We start from the raw sequence: 17,036 nt of genomic DNA on the forward strand, positions 1-17,036 counted from the left end.
TTACACGCGCCAGTAAGCTACACGGACGGGCGAGTTCGGGGCGTTAAACCGCTGGCTTACGCCACATCACAGCCAGCAACAGCACCACAGCACTGAGGCCAAGCATCACCAGCACCAAGATCCCCCAGTTCGCTTGGTTCACGCCCGGGCCATAGAGCACGCCGATCAGTACAGTCGCGGTGATGGCCCCGAGGTAGCGGCAGGTCTGGAAGATCCCGGAGGCCACTCCCCTCTCTCCGGGGCGGGCGGAAACGTAAAGGCCCTGGTTCGACGCCGTGCTGACCACCCCATACGGGACACCCATCAAGGCAGTCAGGACGAACACCAGCGGCGCCCACAGGGTCATGGTCAGGAACCCGAGTGCGCCGGTCGCGATCGTCAGGATCAACACCCCTCCGATCAGTACGGAACGCACGCCGAACCGCTCAATAAACCGCACGGTCAGTGGCGTCACCCCAACCGACAACGCCGCAAGTGGCAGCATCAGCAGGCCCACCACACCGGCGTCGTAATTCCCTGCCTCCTGCAGCAACTGCGGAAGCCCGAAGAACGCAAAGTAGTAGACGCCGCTGAACACCACAAACAGCAAGTAGACCAGCAGCAACGGACGGTTCCGGCCCAGCAAGCGCAGGTCCAGGAACGGCGGTTGGAAACGCAGCTCGCGCCAAGCGAACAGCGCGCCGATCACCGTAGCGGCACCCAACAGGTACCAGCGGTAGCCGGGCATCACGTTGAGCAGCGCCATCATGGCCAACATCAGCGAAGTGACGAACGCGAGGATGCCAGGAATGTCGGAATCGCGGATCAGTTGCCCGAGCTTGCCGGTCTCGCGCCCGGAATCCACCGGCGCCACCTTGTACACCACGATCATTGCCAACAACGCGATGGGCACGTTGATCGCGAACAACGCCTGCCACCCCACCAAACTCACCAAAAGCCCGCCCACCACGGGACCCACAGCCGCGGCCGACGTGTTCGCCATCTGAATCCGGCCCAACGGCCGAGTGGACGGCAGGTTGGCCAGCCGGCTCAACTCGGTGACCATCACGACGGCGGACGGGTACGCCGTCGCGGTCCCTACAGCCATGAGCGCGCGGGCCACGCAGACCAAGGCGAAGTTGGGGAGGAACGGTGCGACTGCGCACGTGACCGCCACCAGCGCCATGCCGAACATGAACAGGCGGCGCGGACCGAAGCGGTCGGCGAGCCGGCCCATGAGCGGCTGGCCCGCAGCGGACGCAAGGTAGAACGAGGTGATCACCCAGGTGACGGTGGCGACGTCGAGCTCGAAATGCTCCCGCAGAACCACCAGCGCCACGGCAATCATGGACGAGTTCAACGGATTCAGCGCCGTCCCGAGGCTCAGCGCGGCGATCGCAAGGCCGGGGCGGGGTTTATTGGCGGTCACCCGTCTAAGTCTGCTCCATGGTTGCCTCGGGTCACGAAGCAGGTTCGGTGGGCGGACTTACTCCTCGAAGTGCGTGGTGATCTTCCCCGACGAAACAGCGGAAATGATCGACTTCGCCAAGTGCCGCAGCTTGATGTTGCGGTTGCTGGACGCGGTGCGAAGGATGGTGAAGGCCTCTTCCTGGCTGCAATGGTTCTGCGCCATGATTGCCCCCACAGCAAGATCGATCACCGTGCGGGACTGCATGGCTGCTGCGAGATCGTTCCGGGCATCACTGAGTTGTGCAATCTTCAGGGCGAGTCGTAACGACTTTGAAGCATGGGACGCGAAAACTTCAGCCCGCTCAATGTCGTCATTGCTGAAGGCATCCGGCTGCTCCGAGTAGAGGTTCAACGCAGCACGTGTGTCGCCTTCCACCAAGAGTGGGACGCTGAGGATGGACCGCAGCCCGGAATGTGAGGCAGCCTGCACGTACTCCGGCCAGCGATGCTCCCGAAGAAGATCCGGCACCATCACTGCGGTGAGCTTGTCCATGGCCGTGAGGCAAGGGCCATCAAAGTCGTTCTGGAGCTCATCCATCGCTCTGGCGCGGTCATCGCTGCTGGCTGCGGTCGCCGACTTCTTACGACGCAATACAGTGATGCCACAAAAGACGGGTGCTTCCGGGTGCGAGAGGCTTTCGGCGGAGAAAGCCGCGAGATCGCCGAGAAAAGCTTCGACATCTTCGCTGCCCAGGACTAGATCCAAAAAGTAGCCATTCTGGAGAGCTTCCTGCTCAGGGCGGGGGTTGACCATGCACGTTCCTACTGACTGAAATGCGTCCCCAGCAGACAGCAAAGGAGCGAATATTGCCGCCCTCTGCAAAACGGTCTGGCAATACCTTATCCTCCAACGATCACCGGTACAAAGTGCGGCTCGAGTGGTCTTGACCTGCGGATACATGAGTGGCGAAGAGGCATTTGTCAACCCCGGGAAGGGTTTCGTATGCTCGCGGAAGTAAGTAGGCTTACTAATGCAATCCGAGATCCGGATACGGACCATTCGTGCAAAGGAGTCGTTCTGATGGGCGTAGAAGACAGCATCCGCAAGGCCACCGAAAACGCGATGGAAGATCTGGCAGGCACCTCCGACCCCGTCGACGACGGGCATGTCCCCGAGCCGGGCGACAAAGACGACGACATCCAGGTCCACTCCTCCATCAGCGAAGGCTCCAACGCCATGGATGAGGACCTCTCTCCGAATGACACCCAGCAGGGCCGCACCGCGACAGGTGATGCGCCCAGGCACCGCGACGCTGGCGCGAACGACTCTGGCATGCGGGACACCGACGCCGGAACTCGCCATGACAGCGAATCGGACGCTGACGTTTCTTCAGGCTCAGGCGACGTGTCGGGCCCGGCCGGCCTGCCCAGCGGCGACCCTGATGACCTGCGCGCCGACCCGTCAGAAAGCGGCGGCGACCCATCGACGAGCATGGGCCGGGGCTGATAGGAGGCTCACGTTTAGAGACGGCGTGCCATCACTACCGACTCTGGAGTCTTATGGGCCCTAATTCAGCCGATCACGGTTGTTTTAGGGCCCTGCCCATTTCAAAGAAGGTGAGGAAGGCACAGGTCTTCTGCAGCTAGGCTTCAAAGATGCTCCCATACCGGACGGCCCGCCTCCGCTTCCGTGAGATGTCACTCGATGACCTCGACGAGATGAGCTCTCTACTCGGCGATCCTGCAGTGATGACGTACTACCCCGCGCCTAAAACGCGGGATGAAGCATTGGCTTGGATTGAGTGGAACCAGGTGAATTACGCTCGCGACGGTTTTGGGTTGTGGATTGTGGAAACGCACGACGGCGGGTTCGTCGGCGACTGCGGGCTGACTTGGCAACAAGTCAACGGGCGGTCCGAGCTCGAAGTCGGTTACCACGTTCGCCGGGATCTGCAGGGCCGGGGTTATGCAACGGAGGCGGCTTTCGCGTGCCTGGAACTTGCGCGGGATGTTCTTGGGGTTGCTCGTCTGGTGGCGATTATCCACCCGGACAACGCAGCCTCGCGTCGGGTGGCTGAGCGGCTGGGAATGCGACAGCTCGAGGACGATCTGGGCGGGGAGTTGGCGCGGACGGTGATGGGTGTCGAGTTTGGTTAGCGGCTGTGCCGTCCCGACCCACTTTGGATTCTGAATGCTTGGAAAGCACCCAATATCGGTTGAATGGCTCGCGTTGGGGGTTCAAAGAGGGTCAGGAAGCCACACCACCAGAGTCTCAAGCGAACCGGACGTCCGTATCGGGGTCCTTGCGGGTGTCCAGCATGCTGATGATCTTGCTTTCAAGAGCGGCGACCGTTGCCTCCGGAAGGACGATCAGGCCATCGAGTTCTTTGCGGGCACGTTTGTACGCCGTTTGGCGTTCGGCTGGGGTGGCTGCGGTGTCTTCAGCAATGCGGAGCAGCTTCCTTGCCGTAGCCAATCGCTGCCGTTCCGGGCCGCTGAAGTTGCCGTCCTTGATGCGCCTGGCTTCCCGTTCGGCGACGTCGAAAGCGAGTTCAAAGCTGTGGACAGCTGCTCGATACTCGGCCAACCGGGCCGGCGTCGTAATGTCCTCGGGTGCTGCGGGGCGTAAGCCGTCGGCTTCTTTTTTGGCTCTGAGGAACGCGACTGTAAGGGGTTCGCGGACGTCCGTCATGAGCGGGAAATCAATGAGGTTGCCTACGTCGAGCTCGTACTCCAGCCACCGGTGGTTCACCGAGTCATGTGCGGCAATCAGCGAAACAACCTCGGCTTGGTTGGCTTCCTCGTGGACCGCCAGTTGGTTCCGTAACTTCAGTAACTCAACCTTGCGCCGGTGCCGCTCCTCGCTGGCCTTGGACCACGACCTTGCCCAGCCACCAGCCATCCCGCCGATAGGAAAAATGAGCCACCAGTAACTGCCAAGGAAGTCGAAGAGGGGTTCCACTGCTCCATCCTCCCACCAGCTTTGACCGGGCCTCAACAGGACCCGGCAAGTCAGGCTACTTGCTGATGTTGAGGGGCTTCGTGGGGAGCACGCAGGATGCCCTCTCGAGTGGCAACTCGCCTTGGCTTACCCGGTTGTTTTTGCCGGTGTCGTCACACCAATCGACGCCATGGGGCATGGCATTCACAGCCATAACGCCTGGGGCGGAGTTCGAAGGGACTTCCGCGGTGAAGGTGAACCCGCCGCCGTCGGCCATAGGTGCTGTCGTGTTGAGCACCTCTACCCCAGCCGCATCAATGAACACGATACTGATCAGGGCGTCGTCACCGTATCGGGGATCGCACTTGGCGTCCGGTGCAGAAACAATGACTGAATCACCCGGTTTCGCGGAGGAAGGACTGACGGTATGTTCCGGCGGCAAGCAAGGCGGCGCCCCGCCTACCGAGGCACCGCAACCTGCGGAAGCTAAGGTCGCCAACATTGCCGCTGCTATCGGCAGGGCCGCACGTGGAAGCCGACGCCGGGCCAAACGTGCAGAGGAACTCATGTCCTAATTGTTGCCGCGGTGGACGGTCGGGGGTTCCTAATTCCCGCGAATGACCACCGGATCGTTGCAGAAGCACCTAGGCGGGTCTGCCGGCGCGACGACAGCCGGCTACCGCCGTCGTACCTTCCCGCTACGATTCCCGTATGGACCAGCGACTGCATTTCCTCACGTTCGCCACAAAGGACCTCGACGCTGCACGCGCCTTCTACAAGGACGGGCTCGGTTGGGATCCGGCCATGGATGTTCCCGGCGAAATCCTTTTCTTCCAGGTTGCGCCGGGACTGATGCTCGGACTGTTTGACGCCGAGAAGTTCGATCAGGACCTCGGTACCACTACTCCTACTTCAGGCGTCAGCGGCGTAACACTTTCACACAACGTCGGCAGCCCGGCTGAGGTGTCCAGCACCATTGACGCCCTGGCGTCGGCTGGTGCCACTGTGGTGAAACCCGCCCAGTCCGGGGCCTTCGGCGGCATCTTCCATGGCCACGTCAAGGACCCGAATGGGATTGTTTGGGAAATCGCGCACAACCCCGGTTGGCGCATTAACGACGACGGCACGGTGGTTTTCGGATGAGTACCCAACCGCCGACCTTCGCTGAGGATGTCATCAAGCTCGATGCCCGGACGCAGTTCGATGCCTTCCTGGACGAGCACCGCCGCGCCCTCAACGAGTGCCTGGATGGACTCACGGAGGAGCAAGCACGCCGTTCTTTGGTGCCTTCCCGAACAACACTTCTGGGTTTGGTTAAGCACTCGACCTTTGTTGAGAACGTGTGGTTCGACGAAGCCATCACCTCTCGGCCACGGAGCGAGATTGGCATCCCTGCCACGCCTGACGAGTCGTTCATTCTGGACGACCAAGACACCATCGCCAGTATCCAGGCGGCGCATCGAGAGGCGTGCGAAGCCTCCAGACGGGCAGCCGCTCCCCTTGGACTCGATGACCTGGTGCTGGGCAACCGACGCGGTCCCCTCCCACTCAGATGGGTGTACCTGCATATGCTCCGCGAGCTCGCACAACACTGCGGTCATGCCGACATCCTCCGTGAGCAGATCACCCGGTAACCGCTCGCGGAGCAATCGGGCAGGTACTAACAAGGCGGGCACATTCGCCCCGCGCGGATGCCCTGCTCCGTCGACCGTTGACATGTGACCAATTGGTCACCTATTCTGAGCCCATGGACGTAGTGTTCAAGGCCTTGGCAGACCCGACCCGCAGGGAACTGCTGGATGAGCTGTTCCGCGAGGACGGCCAATCTGCCTCCGCCTTGGGGGCCCGGTTCGAGATGACCCGTTTCGGTATCGCCAAGCACCTCAAGTTGTTGGAGGATGCAGGTTTGGTGGTCACCCGCCGTCGGGGGCGCGAAAAGCTGCACTTCCTGAATCCGGTTCCCATCCGCCTCATCCACGATCGCTGGGTGAGCAAATACGCAGAACCATGGGCCGCTGCCCTCAGCGACCTCAAATCCAGATTGGAAAGTCCCATGGAAAAGATCTTCGAAATTTACATCAAGACCACCCCGGAGCGGCTCTGGGAGGCCATAACCAACAGCGAGATCCGCAGCAAATACCAGTTCGGAAACACCTTTACCTCGGACTGGACCCCGGGCAGCCGCTTCGAGATGCACAACGTCAAGGCGGACGCGCCACTCGGCGAGGGCGAAAACATCGAAGTGGATCCCCCACGCAGGCTCGTCCAAACCATGCGTGCGCTCTGGGGCGAGGATGTGAAGGCCGAGGGAACGTCGCGGATCACGTGGGAAATTGAGCCCGTCGGCGATTCCTGCCACCTCACCGTCACACACGATCAGCTCCGCGAAGGTGCGAACGACCAACTGTACGGCGGCTGGCCCATGATCCTCTCGGGCCTCAAGACCTGGCTGGAAACCGGCGAAACCCTCACCACCCCCGGCTCGCTTATGTACGCGTAGCCACTAGAGGACTACGGCTTAAAAGAGGACGACGACGGCGGGCCGCTTGGGCCCCCGTCGTCGCCGATACCTCAGTCTTCCGCCAGTCAGGCGACCGGTGCCACCGCTTGTGCCTCAGTAAGCCAGGCCGCCTGCATGGTACCCAGCAGGTGCGGCGCGAAATCCTCACCAATCTCCATCACCACGCGGCAACGCGAACCGCGCTGCTCCGGGAATCCCGCGTACAGGCCACGGAGATCGCAGACCGTCTGGCCGCGGCCAGGTCCGTCGGTGGTATCCACCTGGACCCGGACGGTCGGTGCCAGTGCGAGTTCCACCCCCCTGACAGCGATGGCCGCGGCAAGGGGATCGTGCATGGCCGAGCAAGCCCGACCGAAGATGTCGATGTAGAAGCCGAAGTAGTACCCAAGCATTTCGCCCAGTGCCTGCGAAACCGGGTGTTCTGTGGCGAGCAGTTCCTGGCGGTGGTTTTCCTCCAGGACGTTGGTCATGGTGACATCCAACGGCACCAGCGTCACGTTCCAGTCGGCGGCCAGGACTTCGGCGGCAGCCTCGGGATCGTTGGCGATGTTGGCCTCGGCAACAGGCGTGATGTTTCCCGGGGCCAGTGCTGCACCACCCATGATGGTGACCTCGGCAATCAGCTCGGGCAGTTTCGGTTCCAGACGCAGCGCTTCGGCGATGTTGGTCAACGGGCCGATGGCCACAAGGCGAAGCTCCCCCTCATACTGATGCGCCAACTGGACCAGCAGCTCCGCGGCCGTGGCTTTGACGGGCTCACGGTCCGACGGGACCAGATCTACCCCGCCGATGCCGTTGTCACCATGGACGTGCGGAGCGCCGCCGTGAAAAGTGCCAACCTGCGGGTCATGCGCGCCGATAGCCACGGGAATGTCGGGGTGGCCAGCCAAGTTCAGCAGGTCCAGGGTATTCCGGGCCCCGCCGGCCGCACTGACGTTGCCGCTTACGGTGCCAATGCCCACGAGGTCGGCCCGCGGGGAGGCCAGGAGGTAAGCCAGGGCGAGGGCGTCGTCGATGCCGGTATCGCAGTCGAGGAAGAAGGGGGCGGGCTGGGTCATTTTGTTCTCTCGTTTCAGGTGAAGCGGACTGCTTGTTGTGCGGAGTGGGCTGAAGCTGCGGTGAGTTGCGCGCGCAGCCGGGTGCCGGCGTCGTGCGTTAGATCTTTTCGCCCTTGGGGGCCGCAATGAACAGGCTGACGATGAAGGCAAGCGCCGTGATGGACACCGAAATCCAGAGGGCCGCCGAGTATCCGGCTGCGGTGCCCTGGCCTGCGAACGGTGCAACGACCACGACGCCGAGGCTCGCCCCGATGCCGAAGGAGGCACCGTTGATGCCCGGCAGTGCAGCCGGCGCTTCCTTGGGCGAGAGCAGCACGGACAGGCCGTTGATGGCGGTGAGGAAGAAGCCGTTGTAGAAGATGCCCAGAGCGGCGATGGCGATGAGCACCGCTACCTGGTTGTGGGCGAATAGCGCCGCGATGATTGCGCAGGCGAGGCTGGTTGCCGTGCCGACGCGGACGGTCTTGATCCAGCCGCGTCGGTCGGCGATCCACCCGGCGAGCGGAGCCGCGAAGACACCAATAAGTGCTGCGGGTGTGAGGAACAGCAAGGCAGCGACAGAAGCGGACAATCCGAAGCCGTTTTCCTTGTCCTGGCTCAGCAACACAACAGTGAAGTTGATGATAGCGAAAATGCCCGCGAGCGTCAGCACGGTAGTGGCGATGACGGGCCACACCTGGCGTGAACGAAGGTGGTGAACGGCCACAAGAGGGGTTTCGCGCTTCTTCTCGATGAGCCAGAAGGCCGTGAAGGACGCGATGCTGCCGGCAAGCAGGCCAAGGGCTGCCGGTGAGGTCCAGCCCGCCGACGAGCCTGTGGACACGAAGTAGGTGATGAACACCAGGAACACGGACAGCGAACCCGCGCCCCACCAGTCCATCCGGCCTGGAGCAACGGCGGATTTACCGCCCGGGACAACTTTGATGACACACACGACGGCGATCGCGGCCAGTACCAGGACGGCGACAAAGATCGACTGGAAGCCAAGGGTCTCAGCCATGAGTCCGCCGAAGTAGCCATCCACGCCGCCAACCCCACCGTTGATGGCAGCGATGATGCCGATGGATGTTCCGAAGAGTCGGGCGGGCAGGTACTCGTTCAGGACGATGTAGGAAAGCGCAAAGATGGCACTGGAAACACCCTGCATGAAGCGGCCGGTGACCAGCAACGGCAGGGTGGGGGCGAAGATACACAACACGGTTCCCGCGCCCATGATGGCCAGCACCAGGAGGAGTGCATTACGGCGTCCGATGAAATCGCTCCAGCGGCCGATCACGGGTCCGGCGATGGCGCCGGCGAGGAAGAACATCGACTGTACTTGGGCCACGGCTTCGGGCGTTTCGCCGAAGAAGGAGCCGATGTGTGGCAGCGCCGGGGTGATCATGCTGGCGTTGAGCTGGAATGCCAGCACCGCCAGAACCAGCGTGGTGATCAGCAGCGCGGCCGCCTTGCCGTGGAAACGGCCTTCGTCTGCGGCTGCTTCAGTTGGTGATGTCACCACTGATGGGGCCTGCGGGTCGACCGCGGTATTAGGGATGTTCACATCAAACTCCTTTGTCCGAGGGCGCAGGGGCGCCACGAGATGTGAGTTGTTATACAAGCATGTATTACGAGCTTGTGCAACCTATCACAGTCATCCGGTACAGTATCCGTAACCCATCTCAAGTGAGGCACCCTTGACCGACAACGCCGTCCAGTTCCTGTCACGACCCATCGCCGCCCAACCCGGGCAGCCGTTGCGCGTCGCGGCCTACTCCCGCATCGCCGAAGCGATCCGGACCAAAATCCTGCCGCCGGGTTCCTTGCTCCCCACGGAGACCGAGCTGGGCAGCATGATGGACGTCAGCCGTACCGTGATCCGGGAAGCGCTGATGCTGCTGGAAGAAGATGGCCTCACCCGGGCACGACGCGGAGTTGGCCGGTTTGTTGCCGATTCGCTCCCCCGCATCGGCATTGAACACATTCGACCGTTCGATCAGCTTCTTGGCGGATCCGAGCAGGACATCCAGGTCAAACGGGTAGCTGCGATCACGCAACCGGCGTCGGAATTCGTGGCGCCAGGCATCGGTGTCCAGCCTGACGAGGACGTGTGGTTCTGGGAAAGCGTGCTCATCCGGAACGGTGAGCCCCTGGCGCACCTCCAGGAGAACGTCGCCCAAGGAATCCCCGAAGCCGAAGCGCTGGCCGAAGCTGCAGAAGCTCCCACGCTTTCCGCATCAACGCTCCTGGAAGTCCTCAGCGGGCTGCCCGGCGCGACCCTTGGCCCCGGCGAATGCCAGATCAGCCTCAGCACCGCCGGCCCCAGCCGTGCCAAGTTGCTGGGCCTCCGCCCCTCCGATCCCGTACTGGTCCTCACCCAATACGTGCGAAGGAACGGTTCTCCGTTCTATCTCGCCAAGTGCCTGGTGGCCGCCAAGGCCGGGCACCTCTCCGTCATCCAGTCCTCCTGAATCCTCCCCTCCGCTAATTTCCCGAAAGGGTTCTTCCATGAGCACGCCCCTGCAGTCCCCTACGCCTAAATTGGCCCCCGCACTTACGGTCGTGGGCAGCATCAACCTCGACATCACGGCGACAGCCAACCGCCTCCCCTCGCCCGGCGAAACCGTGGGCGGAGGCGTTCTCCGCCAGCAACCCGGCGGGAAGGGCGCCAACCAGGCTGTTGCTGCGGCCCGGCTCGCCGGACACTCCCGCATGGTGGGGGCTGTAGGCCAGGACGACGCCGGCGCCAGCCTTCTCAGCGCCATGGCGGCCGCCGGCGTCGACGTCCAAGACGTTTCCCGGGCAGATGCAGCCACAGGAACGGCGCTGGTGCTGGTAGACAGTGAGGGTGAAAACCAGATTGTGGTCTGCCCCGGCGCCAACGCTTCGGTGAGCCTGGAAGGTGCTACGTTCGCTGACGACGAGGCCGTCCTCTGCCAACTCGAAGTGGACCAGGAAGTTGTGCTGGAAGCCGCGCGCCGGGCCAAGGGCTTCTTTGTCCTGAACGCTGCGCCGGCAGCACCGCTCATTCCCGAGCTGCTGGAGCGCTGTGACCTGGTGATCGTGAACGAGACGGAATATGAACTGATTCCGGCCCTCCGCGACGCTCCCCTGGTTGCTGTAACCTACGGCGGCGACGGTTCGGCGATCTTCGTCGACGGCGAAAGGGCGGCTGAAGCTCCGGCAGTGCGAGTCACTGATATTGCCAACACCATCGGTGCCGGGGATGCATTCTGTGCAGCGCTGGTCCTGGCGCTCCAGTCCGGACTTGAGTACGCGCACGCCCTCGGTGCAGCCAACGCCGTTGGCGCCGACGCTGTCAGGGATAGCTCCTCCCAGCCTGCGCTGAAGCCGCTGGAGCACTACATTGAGGCATCGCGCGCTGCCATTCAGCCTGCCTGAGACAGCAGACGACCCCTCCAGCCCGGGCCGTGCTCCGATTGCTACGGAGGCTGATCATGACAACTATTCCGCACCGGGAACTGCGTAATCAGAGCAGTAAGATTCTGGAACGCGTCAAAAATGGGGAAGTCATCGACGTCACCAACAACGGCGAGGTGGCGGCAACCCTCATTCCACCTCGGCTTCACCCTTTGAGCGTCTACTCCAAGCAGGCAGCGTCCGGCCGGCAAGCGAGACACCAGTGGACTTCACAATCTTGCCCCGCGTCAGCAGCGACATGACTACAGCCGACATCCTGGCCGATCTGCGCGGCGACAGGTGATCGTTTACGTTGACACTTCTGCGGTCATGAAGTTGGTGGTTAGCGAACAGGAGTCAGCCGCCGCTGCTGCCTACTTGGTGGAGATGGCAGGCTCAGGAGCGCATCTCGTGGCTTCCATGCTGCTCTACACGGAACTGCACTGTGTGGCCCGTCGGAGGAACATGGCGTTCGACGTCGTCAATTCCGTTTTGGCCGGAATCAACTTGGTTGACGTAACCCGCTCAGACCTCATGTACGCAGCGGCAGTCCCGGGACAGTTGAGAAGCGCGGATGCTATTCACTTGGAAACAGCCATTCGACTGCAGACCGACAGGCTGGTCGCCTACGATCACGAGATACTCCTCGCCGCTACCGAATCAGGGCTCACCACGGTGTCGCCCGGGACCTAGCAAGGACCTAGCAAGGACCTAGCCCAAAATACGGAAGTCGTTGAACTCTCCGGTTGCTTCGGAAACCTCAAAGTCAACATTCTCTACCCGCCCTGGTGCTTGCGTGGAGTGGAGCCAAGAGGTGAGCTGACTGACCTCGGATGCTTCCCCCTCAGCGACCAACAGCACCGAGCCGTCGTGATAGTTGCGGACCGTTCCCTTCAGCATGAGCTCGTCAGCTTTACGGGCAGTCCAATAACGGAACCCGACCCCTTGGACCACTCCGGTGATTCGGGCTGTGAGGCGAAGGGTTTCATCAGTCATGGAACCACCTTAACGAGACCTGCCCTCGTCCGTCCCACTCACCGTACAAGGCGACGTGGGCCGAACAAGGGCAGGGTCCGGTGGCAAAACTAGCCGACCACGATGTCCCGGGTTGCGTGGCTATACGTGATGGTGACGGGGCCGCCGTCGTGGTTCAACTCGTGGTTCGCACCATCGCGGGCGCCAAACGCACCGTAGTTCTCGTCCCACGAGCGGTTCAGCGCGATCTTGTAGGTGTAAAAGCCGGCGGGCAATTCAGCCGTCAGCGTCCACACCTGGACCAGCGGGTTGAACTCCATCTGGGCTTCGTCGTACTGCGGCGCCCAATCTTCGGGTGCTCCAAGGATCTTGTTGAAGTCCCCGGCGATCGCTACGGCGTCAGGCTGCGGAAGGGTCTCGACGGCGGAGGCTGCTGCTGCCTTCGCCGGCGCCTTGCGCGCGGACTTCTTCGCGGCGGGGGCAGCCGCCGCGGAGGAAGCCTTGGCTGTTGTAGCTTTTGCCCTCGGCGCGGAGACCTTGGCCGCAGCAACCTTCGGCTCAGCTACATCAGTGGCCGCGACTGTGGGAGCGGTGGCCTTCTTCGCAGCGGCCCGCTTGGTTGCAGCCGTCTTCTTGGCTTGGGGCTTCGCGGGCGGGGCTGTCGGAACGGCGACGTCGGCTGGTACCGGAGTTCCGGCGTCGAGTGCTGCTCCAAATGCTTCCGCGTCCGGGAAGGCCACTGTCGCACGCAAGCCGTCCTCCGGAATGGTCCAACCCGAGCGGCCCTTGACCAGCCAGCCAGCCTTGACCAGCTTGGCCGAGGCCGACGTCAGGGTCTTGTGGCCGCGAGGAATGCCGCCACTGAGAAGTTCAGCCTCATGGTCATTGAAAGGTACTCGGACGATCGCTTCGGCCAGCACCTCGCCGGCGTTCAACGTTGCCCCGGACCATACGCTCTCAGCGAGGATGTCCAGTACGGCCTTCAGACGAAGGTTGGTGTTCTCGGCGGTATTCGCGCCCATGCTTCTCCTTCAACGGTGGATACTCCCTCAAAGTTTGCCAATGAATTGTTAATTCCCGCGACTGCAGAAGGTAAACACCGTGTGTCGTGACTGAGTGTGACATCACAGACGCCGCAAGTGATCCACGGGTCTCGGCTGGCGTGCTTTAAGCGGGCGTTACGGATGCCTTGACCCACTCGGTGACCTCGTCCAACAGCACCGCTTTGCGGGTGTCGCTGGCGAAGGAGGACCGGATGGAGTTGGCCGCCAGGGTGGCCTGCTCCGGAACGGAGAACTCCAGGACCTTGGCCAGTTGCTCGAAGTTGTCGTCCACGTAACCGCCAAAGTACGCGGGGTCGTCCGAATTCACACAAACGTTCAGGCCAATCGCCAACATCTCCGGCAAGGGATGGTCAGCCAGCTTATCCACCGCGCGGAGCCGGACATTGGAGAGAGGACAGACGGTCAAGGGAACCTGTTCAGCCACGAGTCTTTGCACTACGTCCGTGTCTTCCATGCAGCGGATGCCATGATCTATTCGCTCCACGTGAAGCACGTCCAGCGCTTCGGTGATGTAGGAAGCAGGTCCTTCTTCGCCCGCGTGCGCGATCCTCCGCAGGCCGGCCTCCCCGGCGCGCTGATACAGGCGCTCGAATTTCGACGGCGGATTGCCCACCTCTGCGGAGTCCAAGCCGATGCCGGCGATCGGAGCGTGCATCGCCAGGAGCTGGTCCAGCACCTCAAGCGCCGAATCCTCGGACATGTCGCGCAGGAACGCAGCGATGAGGAGAGTGGAGACACCAAAATCTTCCTCGGAGGTGGCCAGTGCGTTGGCCACACCATTGACGCAGGTTTCCAGGGGTACGCCCCGGGAGGTGTGGGCCTGGGGGTCCATCATGATTTCCGCGTGGCGCACTCCCCCGGCCGCAGCCCGCTTCAGGTAGGCGCGCGTCATGTCAGTGAAGTCCTGCTCGGTCTGCAGGACGGCCATGTTGGCGTAGTAGAGGTCCAGGAAAGACTGGAGGTCAGTGAACTCGTACTTTTCCCGGAGTTCCTCAATGTCTTCGTACGGCAGTTCGATGCCGTTTCGTTCGGCCAGGGCAAAGATCAGCTCTGGCTGGAGAGTCCCTTCGATGTGCAGGTGCAGTTCGGCAACCGGAGGCGCCGTGGTCGTAGTTTTCTCGCCAAAAGTTTCCACCCGACAACTCTAGGCCCCAACCCCGGCACGTGTCCCGGAGCACTCAACTTGGTTCTCACGCCCGGCACCCTCAAACTGAAAGGATGCAGACTTTCCTCCCCTTCGCCGATTTCCGTGAGAGTGCCGCGGCGCTCGACACTTCAAGGCTCGGCAAACAGCGCGTCGAAGCCCTCCAGGTTCTCCGCGCGTTGGTGATCCCGGAGTACGGTTGGCAGTCCCACCCCGCCGTACGCATGTGGATGGGCCACGTCCCCGCGCTCACCATGTACGGCCTGGCCATGGCCGACGAGTGGATTGCGCGCGGCCACCCGGATAACACCCGCACCAACATCACGGAGTTCGCGCCGCAGGCGGCCCACCCGGATTACGCCTCCAGGATCATCATGCCGCCGTGGCTCGGACACGAGGACCTGCACCTCAGCCACCGCTCCAAGCTGATTTCCAAGGATCCCAAGCACTACTCCCAAATCTTCCCCGGCACCGAGGAGAAGCTCGAGTACGTGTGGCCGGAACCCAAGCACGAGTTCCACCCGGAGGACCCGGAAGAGGATCGCCTGTTGATCCTGCGCGCCAATGTGGAGGACCTCCGTCCGGAGCAACTCACCACCGTCGCCATGCCGCCGCACGGCAAGGCCCGCGCCGCCGCCCCGTCAGACCCGGACGAGTACCAGTTCGTGTACGCGGAGGAGAAGTCCCGCCGTCAGGTTAAGGGCCCGAAGAAGCGGCCCGTGAAGCAGCAAGAGAAGAAGCCCACGCGCAAGCGTCAGGACCAGGAGCAGGCGTTCAACACCCTGCCCGGCAAGACCGAGCTGGCCGTGCCCTTCGACGGTGGCCAAATCTTCGCTGTTGGCCTGATCCAGGGCCGGCCCATCACCGTTGACGGCCGGTTCGCGCGCAACTTCGAGGTCACCAACGTGATCAAGCGCACCGACTTCGACTACCCCGCACTGCTTCAGGATCCCCGGGTGTTCTTCCCGGTCCCGGCGCCGGCGCTGTAGCGGCACCTTTCACCAACGCCCGACGGCGGCAGCCAGGTTCTCTTCAAGGGAACCCGGCTGCCGCCGTCGTTGTTTGCTGCGTGCGGCGATAGCTGTGTGAGACGGTGGAGGCACGCACCTAGGCAGGAGGGCCATGGATTTCCAGCACGTCATCGAAGAAGTCGGCCGGTACATGGACTTCGCGGGGGTGGCAGTCATGGTGATCGGGGCCCTTGTTTCGGTTCCTCTGGCCCTGCGCGGGTATCAACCGAAACGTGCCAGGGCCCTCGCTCCTTTTTCTCCCTACCGCTCATATCGGCAACTGCTGGGCAGGTCCATCCTGCTGGGCCTCGAACTCCTGGTGGCCGCCGACATCATCAGGACTGTCGCCGTAACCCCGACGTTCGAAAGTGTCGGCGTCCTGGCCATCATCGTGCTGATCCGCACCTTCCTCAGCTTCTCCCTCGAGCTGGAAATTACGGGCCGTTGGCCGTGGCAGAAGGAAAAAGAGGCATGACGCAGCCATGGACCCCGGATATTCTCGGGGAGGGATTCGAGCAACAAACGCTAAAGCTCGACGGCGGCGCCACCGCCACCTTGGTGCGGTACCTTGGGGTCGCTCCGGAGTGGCTCCCGGTCTCCGGCGGCGAAAGTCCGGACGACGCTGGAATCGACGCCGACGTTCTCTACGTCCATGGCTGGTCCGACTACTTCTTCCAAAAGCACGTAGCCGAGTTCTGGCATCGGGCCGGCGCCCGCTTTCACGCCCTGGACCTGCATAATTACGGCCGCAGCCTGAGCCCGGGCATGGTGCCGGGCTTTGTCACCAACCTCACCGAATACGACGCCGACATTGACGCAGCACTGTCAGCCATGGGCCGCACCGGTGTTCCGGGCGTTGACCGGCCGCTCATCCTGTTGGGTCACTCCACCGGTGGGCTGACCCTTAGCCTGTGGGCCGCCCGCCATCCCGGCATCGCATCGGCCGTGATCCTCAACAGCCCTTGGTTGGAATTCCAGGCAACCGAACTCGGCAGGCGGGCGATCGCGCCCCTCGTGGGACTCCACGCCCGTCTTCATCCCTTGACGCCGCTGCCACCAGTAGATCCGGGCATCTACACGCGAGCCGTATCAGCCACTCTCGACGGCGAATGGGAGTACAACCTCGAGTGGCGCCCTGACCGCGGATTCCCTATCACTCCGGCCTTCCTCGACGCCGTGTTCCGTGGCCAGGCAACCGTGGCGGCAGGTTTGCGCATAGAGGTTCCCGTCCTCGTGTTGCTCTCGGACAAGAGCTATCTCCAACCAAAGTGGTCCGCCGACGCACTCACCGCTGACGTGGCACTCAACGTCGATGCCGTGGCCCACCGCGCGTTATCCCTGGCGGACACCGTCACTGTGAGCCGGCTGCCGAACGCGTTCCACGACATCTTCCTCTCGCCGGAACCCGTCAGGCGCCAGGCGTTCGAACGCATCGGGCGCTGGCTACCGATGGCTCTGCAAGCTTCAAACGCAGAGGCGTGGGAGGCCAGGACCGCGGGTTTGTGAGGCATCCGGCTCAGGAATCCGGCCCTTGT

General features: G+C 62.6%; 21 protein-coding genes. 12 read left to right on the forward strand and 9 right to left on the reverse strand.

What is annotated here, in order from left to right; all coding sequences use genetic code 11:
- Positions 1–43: 43 nt before the first annotated feature.
- On the reverse strand, positions 44–1,408 hold the full coding sequence (locus ACIQTW_RS14810) for an MFS transporter (RefSeq protein WP_402938137.1): 1,365 nt from the start codon (positions 1,406–1,408) through the stop codon (positions 44–46).
- A 57-nt stretch (positions 1,409–1,465) separates the two neighbouring features.
- Positions 1,466–2,203 carry an ANTAR domain-containing protein gene (locus ACIQTW_RS14815; protein WP_402938140.1) on the reverse strand — a complete coding sequence of 246 codons (738 nt, stop codon included), beginning with the start codon at positions 2,201–2,203 and terminating at the stop codon, positions 1,466–1,468.
- Positions 2,204–2,470: 267 nt separating this feature from the next.
- Between ACIQTW_RS14815 and ACIQTW_RS14820 the strand changes: the two genes are divergently transcribed.
- Positions 2,471–2,896, forward strand: a complete 426-nt coding sequence (locus ACIQTW_RS14820; protein ID WP_402938143.1) for a hypothetical protein — start codon at positions 2,471–2,473, stop codon at positions 2,894–2,896.
- Positions 2,897–3,045: 149 nt separating this feature from the next.
- The gene (locus tag ACIQTW_RS14825) at positions 3,046–3,546 is read left to right on the forward strand and encodes a GNAT family N-acetyltransferase (RefSeq protein WP_402938146.1); all 501 of its coding nucleotides are present in this window, start codon (positions 3,046–3,048) and stop codon (positions 3,544–3,546) included.
- 115 nt (positions 3,547–3,661) lie between these two features.
- Here ACIQTW_RS14825 and ACIQTW_RS14830 read toward each other — a convergent pair whose 3' ends face one another.
- Together ACIQTW_RS14830 and ACIQTW_RS14835 are read right to left on the reverse strand one after the other, a co-directional pair.
- Positions 3,662–4,351, reverse strand: coding sequence for a hypothetical protein (locus ACIQTW_RS14830; RefSeq protein WP_402938148.1), 690 nt, complete (start codon positions 4,349–4,351; stop codon positions 3,662–3,664).
- Positions 4,352–4,406: 55 nt separating this feature from the next.
- Positions 4,407–4,898, reverse strand: a complete 492-nt coding sequence (locus ACIQTW_RS14835) for a hypothetical protein (RefSeq protein WP_402938151.1) — start codon at positions 4,896–4,898, stop codon at positions 4,407–4,409.
- A gap of 143 nt (positions 4,899–5,041) precedes the next feature.
- On the opposite strand from ACIQTW_RS14835, the gene ACIQTW_RS14840 reads away from it, so the two are divergent.
- The 3 genes from ACIQTW_RS14840 to ACIQTW_RS14850 all read left to right on the forward strand — a co-directional run bounded on the left by ACIQTW_RS14840 (position 5,042) and on the right by ACIQTW_RS14850 (position 6,830).
- A complete protein-coding gene (locus ACIQTW_RS14840) occupies positions 5,042–5,473 on the forward strand; it encodes a VOC family protein (RefSeq protein WP_402938154.1) in 432 nt (143 codons plus the stop codon).
- A complete protein-coding gene (locus tag ACIQTW_RS14845; RefSeq protein ID WP_402938156.1) occupies positions 5,470–5,964 on the forward strand; it encodes a DinB family protein in 495 nt (164 codons plus the stop codon). The genes ACIQTW_RS14840 and ACIQTW_RS14845 overlap by 4 nt, the downstream gene beginning before the upstream one ends.
- 113 nt (positions 5,965–6,077) lie before the next feature.
- Positions 6,078–6,830: a metalloregulator ArsR/SmtB family transcription factor gene (locus ACIQTW_RS14850; protein WP_091467577.1), complete on the forward strand. Its 753-nt coding sequence runs from the start codon at positions 6,078–6,080 to the stop codon at positions 6,828–6,830.
- 86 nt (positions 6,831–6,916) lie between these two features.
- Here ACIQTW_RS14850 and ACIQTW_RS14855 read toward each other — a convergent pair whose 3' ends face one another.
- On the reverse strand, positions 6,917–7,909 hold the full coding sequence (locus ACIQTW_RS14855; RefSeq protein WP_402938159.1) for a nucleoside hydrolase: 993 nt from the start codon (positions 7,907–7,909) through the stop codon (positions 6,917–6,919).
- Positions 7,910–8,006: 97 nt separating this feature from the next.
- Entirely contained in the window at positions 8,007–9,452 is a 1,446-nt protein-coding gene (locus tag ACIQTW_RS14860; protein ID WP_402938162.1) for an MFS transporter, read from the reverse strand.
- Between the two features lie 133 nt (positions 9,453–9,585).
- Between ACIQTW_RS14860 and ACIQTW_RS14865 the strand changes: the two genes are divergently transcribed.
- Genes ACIQTW_RS14865 through ACIQTW_RS14880 form a run of 4 tightly spaced genes read left to right on the forward strand, consistent with a single transcriptional unit; the run spans position 9,586 to position 12,001 of the window.
- Positions 9,586–10,359, forward strand: a complete 774-nt coding sequence (locus tag ACIQTW_RS14865; RefSeq protein ID WP_402938165.1) for a GntR family transcriptional regulator — start codon at positions 9,586–9,588, stop codon at positions 10,357–10,359.
- A 37-nt stretch (positions 10,360–10,396) separates the two neighbouring features.
- On the forward strand, positions 10,397–11,290 hold the full coding sequence (locus ACIQTW_RS14870) for a ribokinase (RefSeq protein ID WP_402938168.1): 894 nt from the start codon (positions 10,397–10,399) through the stop codon (positions 11,288–11,290).
- 56 nt (positions 11,291–11,346) lie between these two features.
- Positions 11,347–11,571 carry a type II toxin-antitoxin system Phd/YefM family antitoxin gene (locus ACIQTW_RS14875; RefSeq protein ID WP_402938170.1) on the forward strand — a complete coding sequence of 75 codons (225 nt, stop codon included), beginning with the start codon at positions 11,347–11,349 and terminating at the stop codon, positions 11,569–11,571.
- Positions 11,572–11,608: 37 nt separating this feature from the next.
- On the forward strand, positions 11,609–12,001 hold the full coding sequence (locus tag ACIQTW_RS14880; protein ID WP_402938173.1) for a type II toxin-antitoxin system VapC family toxin: 393 nt from the start codon (positions 11,609–11,611) through the stop codon (positions 11,999–12,001).
- 18 nt (positions 12,002–12,019) lie between these two features.
- Here the strand turns inward: ACIQTW_RS14880 and ACIQTW_RS14885 are convergent, their stop codons facing one another.
- The 3 genes from ACIQTW_RS14885 to ACIQTW_RS14895 all read right to left on the reverse strand — a co-directional run bounded on the left by ACIQTW_RS14885 (position 12,020) and on the right by ACIQTW_RS14895 (position 14,482).
- Complete coding sequence (locus ACIQTW_RS14885) at positions 12,020–12,304, reverse strand: acylphosphatase (RefSeq protein ID WP_402938175.1); 285 nt, start codon at positions 12,302–12,304, stop codon at positions 12,020–12,022.
- An 89-nt stretch (positions 12,305–12,393) separates the two neighbouring features.
- The gene (locus ACIQTW_RS14890; RefSeq protein ID WP_402938178.1) at positions 12,394–13,305 is read right to left on the reverse strand and encodes a glycosidase; all 912 of its coding nucleotides are present in this window, start codon (positions 13,303–13,305) and stop codon (positions 12,394–12,396) included.
- Positions 13,306–13,450: 145 nt separating this feature from the next.
- Positions 13,451–14,482, reverse strand: a complete 1,032-nt coding sequence (locus tag ACIQTW_RS14895) for an adenosine deaminase (protein WP_402938180.1) — start codon at positions 14,480–14,482, stop codon at positions 13,451–13,453.
- Positions 14,483–14,565: 83 nt separating this feature from the next.
- Here ACIQTW_RS14895 and ACIQTW_RS14900 point away from each other — a divergent pair, with 83 nt between their 5' ends.
- The 3 genes from ACIQTW_RS14900 (at position 14,566) to ACIQTW_RS14910 (ending at position 17,007) form a co-directional block, all read left to right on the forward strand.
- A complete protein-coding gene (locus ACIQTW_RS14900) occupies positions 14,566–15,480 on the forward strand; it encodes an MSMEG_6728 family protein (RefSeq protein ID WP_402938183.1) in 915 nt (304 codons plus the stop codon).
- A gap of 133 nt (positions 15,481–15,613) precedes the next feature.
- The gene (locus ACIQTW_RS14905) at positions 15,614–15,976 is read left to right on the forward strand and encodes a DUF1622 domain-containing protein (RefSeq protein ID WP_402938185.1); all 363 of its coding nucleotides are present in this window, start codon (positions 15,614–15,616) and stop codon (positions 15,974–15,976) included.
- Positions 15,973–17,007 carry an alpha/beta hydrolase gene (locus ACIQTW_RS14910; RefSeq protein WP_402938188.1) on the forward strand — a complete coding sequence of 345 codons (1,035 nt, stop codon included), beginning with the start codon at positions 15,973–15,975 and terminating at the stop codon, positions 17,005–17,007. Before ACIQTW_RS14905 ends, ACIQTW_RS14910 begins: the two co-directional genes overlap by 4 nt.
- Positions 17,008–17,036 lie beyond the last annotated feature (29 nt).

Origin of the sequence: Paenarthrobacter sp. NPDC090517 (assembly GCF_044769165.1) — a bacterium.
Taxonomy (GTDB): Bacteria; Actinomycetota; Actinomycetes; order Actinomycetales; family Micrococcaceae; genus Arthrobacter.